Annotated in this window: 11 protein-coding genes; 7 read left to right on the top strand and 4 right to left on the bottom strand. The window is 66.4% G+C overall.

Annotation, left to right across the window (positions count from 1 at the left end; all coding sequences use genetic code 11):
• Positions 1 to 3: 3 nt before the first annotated feature.
• Positions 4 to 741 carry a class I SAM-dependent methyltransferase gene (locus AB3147_RS10485; protein ID WP_367351888.1) on the bottom strand — a complete coding sequence of 246 codons (738 nt, stop codon included), beginning with the start codon at positions 739 to 741 and terminating at the stop codon, positions 4 to 6.
• A gap of 182 nt (positions 742 to 923) precedes the next feature.
• Between AB3147_RS10485 and AB3147_RS10480 the strand changes: the two genes are divergently transcribed.
• The gene (locus AB3147_RS10480; RefSeq protein ID WP_175124139.1) at positions 924 to 2318 is read left to right on the top strand and encodes a GntP family permease; all 1395 of its coding nucleotides are present in this window, start codon (positions 924 to 926) and stop codon (positions 2316 to 2318) included.
• Here the strand turns inward: AB3147_RS10480 and AB3147_RS10475 are convergent.
• Positions 2297 to 3208: a LysR family transcriptional regulator gene (locus AB3147_RS10475; protein ID WP_239214344.1), complete on the bottom strand. Its 912-nt coding sequence runs from the start codon at positions 3206 to 3208 to the stop codon at positions 2297 to 2299. The two genes, AB3147_RS10480 and AB3147_RS10475, sit on opposite strands and share 22 nt — an antisense overlap.
• 117 nt (positions 3209 to 3325) lie before the next feature.
• On the opposite strand from AB3147_RS10475, the gene AB3147_RS10470 reads away from it, so the two are divergent.
• Together AB3147_RS10470 and AB3147_RS10465 are read left to right on the top strand one after the other, a co-directional pair.
• Positions 3326 to 4069, top strand: a complete 744-nt coding sequence (locus AB3147_RS10470) for an SDR family oxidoreductase (protein ID WP_367351887.1) — start codon at positions 3326 to 3328, stop codon at positions 4067 to 4069.
• 322 nt (positions 4070 to 4391) lie between these two features.
• Complete coding sequence (locus tag AB3147_RS10465; RefSeq protein ID WP_175124135.1) at positions 4392 to 5276, top strand: crotonase/enoyl-CoA hydratase family protein; 885 nt, start codon at positions 4392 to 4394, stop codon at positions 5274 to 5276.
• Between the two features lie 24 nt (positions 5277 to 5300).
• Here the strand turns inward: AB3147_RS10465 and pdeR are convergent, their stop codons facing one another.
• Together pdeR and AB3147_RS10455 are read right to left on the bottom strand one after the other, a co-directional pair.
• Entirely contained in the window at positions 5301 to 7298 is a 1998-nt protein-coding gene (gene pdeR / locus AB3147_RS10460) for a cyclic di-GMP phosphodiesterase (RefSeq protein ID WP_175124134.1), read from the bottom strand.
• Positions 7299 to 7586: 288 nt separating this feature from the next.
• A complete protein-coding gene (locus tag AB3147_RS10455; protein ID WP_175138452.1) occupies positions 7587 to 8582 on the bottom strand; it encodes a Bug family tripartite tricarboxylate transporter substrate binding protein in 996 nt (331 codons plus the stop codon).
• A 220-nt stretch (positions 8583 to 8802) separates the two neighbouring features.
• Here AB3147_RS10455 and AB3147_RS10450 point away from each other — a divergent pair, with 220 nt between their 5' ends.
• The 4 genes from AB3147_RS10450 to AB3147_RS10435 all read left to right on the top strand — a co-directional run bounded on the left by AB3147_RS10450 (position 8803) and on the right by AB3147_RS10435 (position 13121).
• Positions 8803 to 10578 (top strand): IlvD/Edd family dehydratase, encoded by a 1776-nt coding sequence (locus AB3147_RS10450; protein WP_175124132.1) that lies wholly within the window; start codon positions 8803 to 8805, stop codon positions 10576 to 10578.
• Between the two features lie 15 nt (positions 10579 to 10593).
• Entirely contained in the window at positions 10594 to 11310 is a 717-nt protein-coding gene (locus AB3147_RS10445; RefSeq protein WP_367351886.1) for a GntR family transcriptional regulator, read from the top strand.
• 228 nt (positions 11311 to 11538) lie between these two features.
• A complete protein-coding gene (locus AB3147_RS10440) occupies positions 11539 to 12060 on the top strand; it encodes a sigma-70 family RNA polymerase sigma factor (protein ID WP_175124130.1) in 522 nt (173 codons plus the stop codon).
• A gap of 8 nt (positions 12061 to 12068) precedes the next feature.
• Complete coding sequence (locus tag AB3147_RS10435; protein ID WP_367351885.1) at positions 12069 to 13121, top strand: FecR family protein; 1053 nt, start codon at positions 12069 to 12071, stop codon at positions 13119 to 13121.
• Positions 13122 to 13187: the final 66 nt, after the last annotated feature.

Raw genomic sequence — 13187 nt, 5'->3', positions numbered from 1 at the left:
TCGCTACGGATGAGCCGTAAATAACTTCGCCTTCATCCACAGAAACATTGGAATCCGGGACCACTGCGCAAGCTGCGCGTTGTCGACCGTGTCCGGTTTCGGTTCGCGCAGCGACACGATGGCCAACCCCGCCGTCTCCATCGCCGCCATGTAGTCCTGCAGCGGCATCGACCAACCCGCAAAGTGCATGCTCAGGCCGTTGCGCGATTCCACGCCGTCGAAGCGTTCGCGGCCGTAATAGGCGCCGTCCACCACGAACGGTGCATCGGGCGATGCGTCTGCGAACCGGCCGCGATCGCGGAATGGGTGCACCAGCGACATGAACAGCGTGCCGCCCGGCGCGAGCACACGCCGGGCTTCGCGCAGTGCCGCTTGCACGTCGTCCACGTCCATCAACACGTTGTAGGCGATTACCAGATCGAAGGCGCCGTCGGCGAATGGCAGCTGGGCGGCAGGCGCCACCGCATAGTCATCGGCGGATTGCGCCGCGCGTGCCGCATCGACCATCGCGGCCACCGCATCGGTGGCGGTGACGTGATACCCCAAGGCGCGCGCTTCGCGGCTGATGCGCCCTTCCCCGCAGCCGATCTCCAACGCACGACGGCCGTCGCCTGCGCCCAGATAGTCCACGAAGCCGTCGCGGTACGCCCAGAAAGCATCGTGCCCCGGCGTGCCCGCCCACGCAATCCACTGGTCCGCCACCGCCTCCCAATGCGCGTGGTCGGGGGTTTTCTCAGCCATGTGTCCTCCCTTGCGGCCGGCCCTGCGCCGACGCCGGCCTACTATACCCACCCTCGGCGTCTGCCCGCGACGGTGTCGGACACCGTCGCACCAGCTGGCACTCCCGCCCGTCACGAAGCCTTCCGCCCAATAAGTTAAGGTGTAGCCCCACACCCCTTGTCTCTTCATTCCTGGAGTACCGAATGACCGGATTGTTCATCGTGGTGGCGGCGCTGGCGTTTCTGATGCTGGCGGCGTATCGAGGTTATAGCGTCATCCTGTGCGCGCCCATCGCAGCCATGGGCGCGGTGCTTCTGACAGACGCTTCAGCGCTGGCGCCCGTGTTCTCGGGCATCTTCATGGAGCGCATGGCCGGTTTTGCCAAGCTCTATTTCCCCGTGTTCCTCTTGGGCGCCGTGTTCGGCAAGCTCATCGAACTGTCGGGCTTTTCACGCGCCATCGTGCAGGCGGTGCTGCGGCTGATCGGCGCCGAGCGCGCCATCGTGGCCATCGTGCTGGTGTGTGCGGTGCTGACGTACGGCGGCGTATCGCTATTCGTGGTGGTGTTCGCGGTCTACCCGTTTGCCGCCGAGATGTTCCGCCAGGGCGGCATCCCCAAGCGCCTGATGCCGGGCGCGATCGCGCTGGGCGCCTTCACCTTCACCATGACGGCACTGCCCGGCACGCCGCAGATCCAGAACATCATCCCCACCACGTTCTTCGAGACCACGACCTGGGCCGCGCCCTGGCTCGGTCTCATTGGCGCCGCGTTCACGCTGACCGCCGGCATCGCCTACCTGGAATGGCGCCGCAAGCGCGCGGCCGCGGCTGGCGAGACCTACGGCACGGACCTGCGCAACGAACCCGCGGCGCCTACCGGTGAACGCAATCATCATCCGTTGATCGCGCTGCTGCCGCTGGTGGTGGTTGGCGTCATGAACTTCCTGCTGACGCGCTGGATCCCGGGCTGGTATCCGGCCGGTTCCGAAGTCGACCTGCCCGGCCTGGCCAAGCCCCTGCCCGTCAACGCCGAGGAGCAGGTGGCGCTATGGGCCGTGATGGGCGCGCTGATCGCGGGCATCGTCACCATCCTGCTGTTCTCGTTCCGCGCCATCAAGTCGCACTTTGCCGAAGGCAGCAAGAGCGCCGTGTCGGGCGCGCTCCTGGCGTCGATGAACACCGCGGCCGAATACGGGTTTGGCGGTGTGATTGCCGCGCTGCCGGGCTTTCTGCTGGTCGCGCAGGCCTTGAAGGCCATTCCCGATCCGCTGGTGGGCGAAGCGGTCGCGGTAACGACGCTGGCCGGCATCACGGGCTCGGCCTCGGGCGGCATGAGCATCGCGCTGGCCGCGATGTCGCAGACCTTCATCGACGGCGCGCTGGCGGCAGGTATCCCGATGGAGGTGCTGCACCGGGTCGCCGCGATGGCGAGCGGCGGCATGGACACGCTGCCGCACAACGGCGCGGTCATCACGCTGCTGGCCGTCACGGGTCTTACGCACCGCCAATCCTACGGCGACATCTTCGCCATCACGCTGATATCGACGCTGTCGGTGTTCCTGGTGATCGGCGTCTTCTACCTGACCGGCATCGTCTGATCGAAGGCGGCGGCGAACACGCCCGCCAGCCACTGCGTGAACACGCGCACCCGCGCCGGCACCTGCCGGTTCTGCGGCGTCAGCACGGAAACCGGCATGGGCGCGGGCGGCGCGTGGGGCAGCACGATCTTCAGGTGCCCCGCCGCCAGTTCGCGCTCCACGCGGTAGCGCGGGACCTGCACCAATCCCAGGCCCGCGAGCGCCGCACTGGTGTAGAGTTCGGCCCCGCTCACGCTGACGACCGCACGCGGGCGCACCTGGACGATGCGCCCGTCCACCCGAAAATCCAGCGGCACGGCGCGGCCCGTCACGCTGGACACGTAATCCACGGCTATGTGATGTTCCAGCGCCTGCACGCTGTCCGGCACGCCGTGGCGCGACAGATAGGCGGGGCTGGCGACCGTCACCTGCGGCATCTGGGCGATCGTCCGCCCCGCCAGCGTCGAGTCCTGCGGCACGCCCGCGCGCAGCACGCAGTCGACGCCTTCGCGCACCAGATCCACCAGCCGGTCGTCTTCGCCCAGATGCAGGGCGATGTCGGGATAGCGCTGCAGGAAATCCGGCAGGCCCGGCATCACGAAGAACCGCGCAAGCGTGCCCTGCGCGTTCACCCGCAACAGCCCCTTGGGCGCCGTGTCCAGGAAAGCGCCGTCGGCCTCCTCCAGGTCGGCCAGGAGCCGCACGCAGCGCTGGTAGTGGGCCTCCCCGTCGTGCGTCAGCCGGACCTGCCGCGTGGTGCGGTCAAGCAACCGCGCGCCCAAGCGGGCCTCCATGCGCTTGATCAGGTTGGTGACCGTGGCGCGCGGGATGCGCAGGTCGTCCGACGCCTTGGTGAAACTGCCTCGTTCGGCGATGCGCACGAACACCTGCATTTCCTGGAAACGATCCATGCCCCTGCCCCGCCTATTGTTAAAGCAAATGAAATTATCTTAGCAAAGCAGGCGTAATTATCTTTGGATCGGAATAGTCGATCATACGTCTCACCCACTCATCCAAGGAGAAAACTCATGAACGCCCAAGCTTCCCAGCGCGTTGCCCTGGTCACCGGCGGATCGCGCGGCATCGGCGCGGCCATCGTGCGCCGCCTGGCAGACGACGGCTTTGCCGTCGCCATCAATTACGCCTCGAGCGCGGCAGAAGCCGACGCCCTGGCTGGCGAAGTCCGCCAGGCCGGCGGACGCGCCTTGGCCGTGCGCGCCGATGTTGCCAAGCCTGATGACGTGCGCGCGATGTTCGATGCCATCCAGGCCGAGTTCGGTCGGATCGACGTGCTGGTGAACAGCGCGGGCGTGCTGCAGGTGCAGCCGCTGGCGGAAACCAGCGACGACCTGTACGACCGGACGTTCGACATCAACACCCGCGGCACCTTCAACACGCTGCGCGAGGCCGCCGCACGTCTGGCCGATGGCGGCAGCATCATCAACGTGTCCAGCACCACCGTCGCGCTCAACCTGCCCGGCTACTCGGTCTACATCGCCAGCAAGGCCGCCGTCGAAAGCCTGACGCAGGTCTTCGCCAAGGAACTGCGCGGACGCCAGATCAGAGTGAACGCCGTCGCCCCGGGCCCTGTCGCCACCGAGCTGTTCTTCAAGGGCAAGAGCCCCGAATTGATCGAGCACTACGCCAAGATGCCGCCGCTGGAACGCCTGGGCCAACCGGAAGACATCGCGGGCATCGTCTCCTTCCTGGCGGGACCCGACAGTGGGTGGGTGAACGGGCAGATCGTGCGTGCGAATGGCGGCGTGGCCTGAAAATTTCTCGCGCGCGCCAGCGCCCCTTGAACGCGCGCACTCATCCCAACGCACGAGCCCGGCCCTTCGGCCGGGCTTTTCTTTCACGGCGCTGAATGCCGCATATTTGCTGACGTCCTCATCCGAATTAACCATGCGCGCCTCGCCCGATGGGCCGAGGCAATTTCAGCGGTTTTCAAATTTTCAGTTTGCGCGCTCCGGACTTTGATTTACGGAAAAGTCTGGCCAGTTGGACGAGGTTTGCATGAGACGGAGTCCGTAAGCCGTGGTTTAGCCTGACCCGGCAGTACTCCGACTCACCTTGATCGATTGGACGAAAGCAATGAATCAACTCATTCATCCGGACTGCCACCCCTTTACCGCCGCAGGCAATCTGAAGCAGATCTCCGCGTATTACGAGGAAGGTCGCCGTGTCATGTGGATGATGCTGCGCGCGCAACCGCGCCCGTGCTTTAACCATGAACTCATCGACGAGATCATGACCCTGGCGCGTGCCGCCAAGGACTCCGGCCTGCCCATCGACTTCTGGGTCACGGGCTCGCTGGTGCCGCAGATCTACAACGTCGGCGGCGACCTGAACTTTTTTGCCGAGGCCATCCGCACCGGCAAGCGCGAGGCGCTGCGGGCCTATGCCCGTGCATGCGTTGATTGCGTGCACGCCGCCACGCGCGGTTTTGACACCGGCGCCATCTCGCTGGCCATGATCGAAGGCACCGCGCTGGGCGGCGGCTTCGAGGCCGCGCTGGCCCACCACTTCGTGCTCGCGCAAAACAATGCGCGCATGGGCTTCCCTGAGATGGCGTTCAACCTTTTCCCCGGCATGGGCGGCTATTCGCTGGTCGCGCGCCGTTCGGGCATGAAGCTGGCCGAGGAGCTGATCAGCACCGGCGAATCGCACACGGCCGAGTGGTACCACGGCCGCGGCCTGGTGGACGTGCTGTTCGAGCCGGGCGAGGCCTTCAAGGCCACGCGCACCTTCATCGACGTGATGCGGCCCAAGCTCAATGGCATGCGCGCCATGCTGCGCGCGCGCCAGCGCGTGCTGGCTCTGCCGCGCGCCGAGCTGATGGACATTACCGAGGATTGGGTCGAAGCCGCCTTCTCCATCGATCCGAAGGACCGCGCCTACATGGAGCGGCTGGTGATGGCGCAGAACCGCCGCACGGCGAGCAATTCGGAGGCCACCGAAGTGGCCACCATGCACTGATCCGGCGGCGCGCCGCCGGTTGCGTCATGCAATGAGATGCAGCCGGCGGCGCTGCGCCAGCCAGGCGGTGAGCTCCGCCGCGGGCATGGGCTTGGCGTACAGGTAGCCCTGCTTGGCGTCCACGCCCAGGGTGTCCAGGAAGACGGTTTCTTCCTGGGTTTCCACGCCTTCGGCAATGACCTGGAGCTCGAGCGTGCGCGCCACGGCAACGATGGCGCGCGCGAGCGCCTGCGAGACCGGATTTTCGTTGACGCCCCGCACGAAGCTGGCGTCAAGCTTGATTGCGTCCAGCGGAATCCGCGCCAGCTGCGACAGCGACGAATAACCCGTGCCGAAATCGTCCAGATGCACACGCGCCCCCAGTTGCCGGAACTGCTTGATAAGTTCGATGGCGGCGTCTTCATCGTCGATCAGGCAGCTTTCCGTGAGCTCGATGTCGACCAGGCAGGGGTTGAGATTCGCGTCGTTGATGGCGCGCATGAATTCGCTGACCACGCCCTTGTCGTCCAGCTGGCGGGCCGACATGTTGATCGCGATGCGCAGGTTCAGGCCCTCGCGCTTCCATGCCGCTGCCTGCCGGGCTGCTTCGCGCATCACCCAGACGCCCAGCGGCGAGATGAGCCCCGATTCCTCGGCGTAGGGAATGAAGGTGTCCGGACCCACCATGCCGCGTTCCGGCGAACGCCAGCGCACCAGCGCTTCCACGCCGTCGACCTCGCCTGTGCGGCCCACCAGCTTGGGCTGGTAGTACAGCATCAGGTGGTTCTCGGCCAGCGCCTTGCGAAGGTTCGTGTCCAGCCACACATAGTCCGCGTTGCGGCGGTCCATGTCGGGCTGGAACACGCGATACGTATGGCGGCCCGCTTCCTTGGCCACGTACATGGCGATATCCGCGCTGCGCACCACGCTGTCCAGGTCGGCGCCGTGATCGGGGTACATTGCGATGCCGATGGAGCAGCTGGTGTAGACCTCGATGAGGCCCTGGCGGAACGGTTCGCGCAGCCGCTCGATGATGCGCTGCGCGGTGGCCTCCAGTTGCCAGGCCTGCGCCTCTTCCTGCAGGACGATGAACTCGTCGCCGCCCAGGCGGGCGAGCGTCTGGCCATCGGACAGGCAGTTCGAGATGGCGACCGACACCGCTTTCAGCAGCCGGTCGCCGAAGCCGTGGCCGTAGTGGTCGTTGATGCGCTTGAAGTTGTCCAGGTCCAGGAACAACACGCCGCCCCGCCCTTCGCGGCCCGCCGCCAGCGCCGCCTTCAGCCGCGACGTGATCGCGTGGCGGTTGGGCAGGTTGGTCAGCATGTCGGTGTTGGCCAGCACCCGCAGGCGCTCCTGCGCCTGGCGTTCTTCGGTGATGTCAGTGCCCGAGCAGATCAGGTAGACCCGCTTTTCGCCGCTGCCGCTGGTGACGAACTTGTTGCGGAACAGGAAAAGGCGCGGCCCCTTGACGGTGTTGATCGTGCGCTCGACCTCGTACGACTGGCCGCGTTTGTAGAACTCGGCGATATTGCGGCGCGAGGCAATGGCTTCCTCGCGCGTCATGAACATGTCGAAGACGCTGCGGCCCACGATGTCCTGTTCGCGCTTGCCGGTGTATTCCTCGCTGAGCTTGTTGAAGCGCTGCACGCGGCCGTTCTGGTCGACGATCACGATGACCGAATTGGCTTCGGACACTACCGTTTCGGCGAACGACAGACCTTCGACGAGGTCCTTGGCGACGGATTCGGTATCGGTGTGGGCCGATGCGGTGCCGGCCCATTCGTTGGGATTGATCTTGCGGCCGACCAGGTGCAGGTGAAGCAGATCGCCATACAGCATGATGTCGATCCGCACGCTGGACGTGATGCCCGTCAGGCCGCGCACGGCCTCGGCCTGATCCGGGCGCAAGGCCATGGCGATATTGGTTGCGCCCTTGACTGCGGCGAGTTCAATCGCATCGCTATCGGCGGACAACCGCCAATATGGGCTATGCGTACCGAAATGCGTGTGCAGGATCGACTTTTCGTCCTGGTTCTCAGTCATTGGTATCCCCCCGCCGTCCTAAGGCCCGCGAAACACATTACGGGCTACTGAATTTGGGGTCAACCACCTTGTCGGGCCCCAAAACCGCTTTATTGCGGTTTATTGCATAGCCGTTCGCAGCGTCAGTGCAATTCTCTGAAATACAGCGTCTTTCCCAGCGCAGCGCACAAGGCGGCGGAAGCGATTATTTCGGTTCCTTTCAGAAGCCGCAAAAACGAGAACGCCGGAAATTCGTGGCGAATTTCCGGCGTAGGGAGCAATGAGGCGCGGCGCGCCGTCAGAAGGGACTTACTCGCCCTTCACGCCCGCCTCGTCGATCACCTTGGTCCAGCGTGCGACTTCAGCCGACACACGCGCGCTGGCGTCAGCAGGCGACGTCCACGTCGCAATCGCGCCCTGGTTCAAGAGCGACGCCTTGACCTCGGGCTTGGCCAGGATCTTCTTGAGCTCGGCATTCAGGCGGTCGATGACCGGCGCAGGCGTATTGGCCGGGGCCACGATGCCGAACATCGAGCTGACCTCGAAGTCCTTCAGGCCGGCTTCGGCGGCGGTAGGCACGTCGGGCAGCGCATCGACGCGTTGCGGCGAGGTCACCGCCAGCGCGCGCAGCTTGCCCGCCTTGATGTTGCCCTGCGCGGCAGGCACCGTTTCGATCATGCTGAGCACCTGACCGCCCATCAGGTCGGTCATGGCCGGGCCGCTGCCCTTGTAGGGCACGTGCAGGATGTCCGCGCCGGCGGTGCGCTTGAACATTTCGCCGGCCAGATGCTGGGGCGAGCCGTTGCCGGCGGATGCCATGGTCACGTAGCCGGGCTTGGACTTGGCCAGCGCGATGAACTCGGGCAGCGTCTTGGCCGGCACCGACGGGTTCACAACGAACACCAGGGGCACCGTGCCCACGATGGCGACGGGCGCGAAGCTCTTTTCCACGTCGTACGTGACGCGGCCGCGGTAGAGCGCGGCGTTGATGGAGTGGCTGGTCAGCGCGCCCATCAGCAGCGTGTAGCCGTCGGGTTGCGCCTTGGCTACCTGGTCCGCGCCGATGTTGCCGGCGGCGCCCGCGCGGTTTTCCACCACCACGGTCTGGCCCAGCGCGCCCGTCAGTTCCTGGGCAAGCACGCGGCCGATCACGTCGGTGGCGCCGCCGGGCGGGTAAGGCACGATCATGCGGATCGGCTTGTCGGGATAGGCGTCGGCCGAGAATGCCGGGGCGGAAACGCCGGCGCACAGCGCCAGCAGGGAAAACAGCACGGCGCGGCGCGGCCGCAGACGCAGGTCTGACATGTGGTCTCTCCAGCCGGGATGGGTATAGGAATGAACGGACGCCCGGTTCGTCAACGGCGCCAGTGTAGGGGGCCACCCTTGATTGAAGAATCGGTATTTTTCTATCGACTGATCTCTAAAACAGATCAATTAAGCTACCGCCATAAACCGCTTGCAGGCCCGGCGACGGGCTGGATATGATGTCGCCGCAGGATTATCAATAATATTATCGGGACTGAAAATGACGGACGACACCAAGGGCGGCAAGCCCGGCAAGGGCCCTTTTGACAGCGACAGCGCCACTGCGCGCGGTGTCGCCCGCGGGCTGACCAACTACGGCGACATTGGCTTTTCGCTGTTCCTGCGCAAGGCCTTCATCAAGGGCGCCGGCCTGTCGGACGATGCGCTGGCGCGTCCCATCATCGGTATCGTCAACACCGGCAGCAGCTACAACCCCTGCCACGGCAACGCGCCGCAACTCATCGAGGCCGTCAAGCGCGGCGTCATGCTGGCCGGCGGCCTGCCCATGGACTTCCCCACCATCTCGGTGCACGAGAGCTTCTCGCAGCCCACCAGCATGTACCTGCGCAACCTCATGTCCATGGACACCGAGGAAATGATCCGCGCGCAGCCGATGGACGCCGTCGTGCTGATCGGCGGCTGCGACAAGACCGTGCCCGCACAACTGATGGGCGCCGCCTCGGCCGGCGTGCCCGCCATCCAGCTCGTCACCGGGTCGATGCTGACCGGCTCACACCGCGGCGAACGCGTGGGCGCCTGCACCGACTGCCGCCGCTACTGGGGCCGCTACCGCGCCGAAGAGATCGACGCCGTCGAGATCGCCGACGTGAACAACCAGCTGGTTGCCAGTGTCGGCACCTGTTCCGTCATGGGCACGGCCAGCACCATGGCCTGCATTACCGAGGCGCTCGGCATGATGGTGTCGGGCGGCGCGTCCGCCCCGGCCGTCACCGCCGACCGCGTCCGCGTGGCTGAACACACCGGCGCCACGGCCGTCGCGATGGCGGCCTCGCGCCTGACCCCGGACCGCATCCTGAACGGCAAGTCCATCGAAAACGCGCTGCGCGTGCTGCTCGCCATCGGCGGGTCGACCAACGGCATCGTCCACCTGACCGCCATCGCCGGCCGCCTGGGCATCGACATCGACCTGGCCGGCCTGGACCGCATCAGCCGCGAGACGCCCGTGCTGGTCGATCTGAAGCCGTCGGGCCAGCACTATATGGAAGACTTCCACGACGCGGGCGGCATGCCCGCGCTGCTGCGCGAGCTGCGCCCGTTCCTGCATCTGGACGTCCTCACCGTGTCCGGCCGCACGCTCGGCGAAGAACTGGACGACGCCCCGCCGCCCTTCAAGCAGGACGTCATCCGCACGGCCGCCGCCCCCATCTATCCGGTGGGCGGCCTGGCCGTGCTGCGCGGCAACCTCGCGCCCGGCGGCGCCATCATCAAGCAATCGGCCGCCAACCCCAAGCTGATGGAGCACGAAGGCCGCGCCGTCGTGTTCGAGGACGCCGAAGACATGGCGCGCCGAATCGACGACGACGCGCTGGACGTGACCGCCGACGACATCCTGGTGCTCAAGCGCATCGGCCCCACCGGCGCGCCCGGCATGCCCGAAGCCGGCTACATGCCCATTCCCAAGAAGCTGGCGCGCGCAGGCGTCAAGGACATGGTCCGGATCTCGGACGGCCGCATGAGCGGCACCGCGGCCGGCACCATCGTGCTGCACGTCACGCCCGAATCCGCCATCGGCGGCCCGCTGGCCTACGTGCAGAACGGCGACCGCATCCGCCTGTCGGTGGCCCGGCGCGAGATCGCGCTGCTTGTCGATGACGCCGAGCTGGCGCGTCGCACGGCCGCCAATCCCATCACGCGCCCCACCGCCGACCGCGGCTACCGCAAGCTGTTCCTGCAGTCCGTGACGCAGGCCGATCAGGGCGTCGACTTCGACTTCCTGCGCGCCGGTGTCACGAACGACACGGTCCCCAAGAAGTAATCCCGCCCTTTTGCCATGAACGCCATCACGCCCGCCGCCTTGCAGGAACCCGCCCCCGACGCCGTCCAGGCAGCGGTGGCCACGCTGGAAGAAGACATCGTCTTCGGCCGGCTGCATCCGCGCGAACGCCTGACCGAGGACGAGCTGATGGCGCGATTCGGGATGAAGCGGCACGCGGTGCGCCAGGTGCTGGTCGACCTGGAACTGCTGGGCGTGGTCGAGAAAAAGCGCAACATCGGCGCGGTGGTGCGCGCGTTTTCCGTGCGCGAGGTGATGGAGCTGTATGCCTTGCGTGAAGTGCTGGAAGTGCACGCCGCCCGCCAGATGCCGCTGCCCGTGTCCGAGGCGCGGCTGGCCGCGCTGGTGGCGGTGCAGCGCGAACACGATGCGGCTGTCGCGGCCGGCGACGCGCGCCGCGTGTTCCGCAGCAACCAGCGCTTTCATCGGGAATTCGTGGGGCTCTTGGACAACGCGGTGCTGGGACAGGCCATCGAGGAATACGCGCGCCGCACCCACCCGATCCGCTTCGGCTCGCTGGTGACGGCCGGGCACCGCGAACGCGCGCGCCAGGAACACTGGACGATGATCCAGGCGCTGCGCGACGGCGACCGCGACGCGCTGATGGCAGTGTGCCGTGATCACCTGATTCCGTCGCGTGATGCCTATCTGGCGTCGCAACAGGCGTATGCGCAGACGCAGGGCGCCTATCTGGCGCCTTCCGCGCCGGCCTGACCGTTCGCGCTTAGCGGCTCTCCGTCCAAACGCTCACATTCAACCGCCCCGCCTCGCCACTTACGTCTGACGTTTCCGGGCAACGCCCGGCCGTGCGCGCTCAGCAACAATTTGACAAGCCGTGCCTGGAATCGGTAATAATAACAATTACTATTTCCAGAAATTCGCATGTGCAGTTGTCCCGCCTCCCACTGCGAGGCGCCGGCGGCTAGACCAAAAGGTTGGATCTTGAGTACGCCGGGATGCGCCTTCCCCTCCTCCATCGAAACACTCTATAGCGATCATCACTCCTGGCTCAGGGGCTGGTTGCGACGCCGCCTGGGCAACGCAGACCAGGCCGAAGATCTGGCGCACGACACCTTCATCCGCCTCCTGAGCAGCGAACGCATTCCCGCCACGCTCACGGAACCGCGCGCGTTTCTGACCACCGTGGCGCAGCACCTGGTGTCCAACCATTGGCGCCGCGAAAAGCTCGAACGCGCGTACCTGGACGCGCTGGCCCAGGCGCCGCAAGCGGTGCACTGGTCGCCTGAAGACCGGGCCATCGTGCTGGAAACCTTGCTGGAGCTGGACCGCCTGCTGGACGGCCTGCCCGCCCTCGTGCGACAGGCCTTTCTGTTGTCGCAGCTTGAAGGTCACACCCACGCCCAGGTGGCCGACGCGTTGGGAATCTCGATCCCCACCGTCAAGCGCTACCTCGTCAAGGCCTTGCAGCGCTGCTGCTTTGCCGATCTTTCCTTCACGGGATGAGCCGGCGCATGTCCGCCTCGTCCTGGTACGGAAACACGCGCGACGCCGCCACCCTGCCGCCCGCCGTCGCGCAGCGCGCGCTGGAATGGCTGGTGGAACTGCAAGACGAACCCGTCGCGCCGGAAACGGTGCGCGAATGGGCCTCCTGGCGCGCCGCGCACCCGGACCACGAGCGCGCGTGGCTGCGCATTGAATCCGTGCAGGGCACGCTGCGGCCGCTGGCCGGACCCGCCAACGCGGCCATCGCGAAGGCAGCGCTGGCCGCACCTGCTTCCGCCCAGCGCCGCCGCGCCTTGAAAACCATGAGCGCGCTGGCTATCACCAGCGGCGCGGCGTGGGGCGTGGGGCAGATCACGCCGTGGCGCACCTGGACGTCGGACCATCGCACCGCCATCGGCGAACGCCGCACCGTCACGCTGCCGGACGGCACCCGCCTGGTATTGAACACGGACAGCGCCATCGACGTGCACTACACCACCGACCGCCGGCGCGTGATGCTCATCGCGGGCGAGATCCTGATCGCGACGGCCCACGAATCGGGCACGCTGAACCGGCCGTTCTGCGTTGAAACCGCCCACGGCACCGCGCGCGCGCTCGGCACCGAGTACGCCGTACGGCTGCTGGATGGCTCAACGGAAGTCAGCGTTTTCCAGGGCGCGGTCCAGATCCGGCCGCGCGACGATGCCGACCACGGGTTGACGTTGCAGGCGGGATTGCGCGCCAACTACTCCGCGCGGGGCATCGCGCAGCCCGCCACCGCAGAGGAAAACCAGATCGCCTGGAAGGACGGCTTCATCGTGGCCCGCGGCATGCGCCTGGCCGACTTCGTCGCCGAGCTGGGCCGCTATAGCCGCGACACGATCAGCTGCGACCCCGCCGTCTCGGACCTGCGGCTGTCCGGCTCGTTTCCTGTCAGCAACGTGGACAAGGTGCTGGCCGCGCTCAGCGCCACGCTGGATATCCGCGTCGAAACCGAGTCGCGGCTCTGGCGCGGACGGCGGCTGCACCTCATCTCCGGCCCCGGCGCGGCACGTCCCGCACCGCCGTTACAAAATAGTTGATCCGTTTTGCGATCTGGCGGGTCAAGGCAGGTGAGCACACAGCAACCTCACCTCTCTGAAAGGCCA

Source organism: Achromobacter animicus (assembly GCF_040775605.1).
Lineage (GTDB): Bacteria > Pseudomonadota > Gammaproteobacteria > Burkholderiales > Burkholderiaceae_B > Achromobacter > Achromobacter animicus.
Note: the sequence above shows the minus strand (reverse complement) of the source record. Positions and strands in the feature narration are given on the sequence as shown.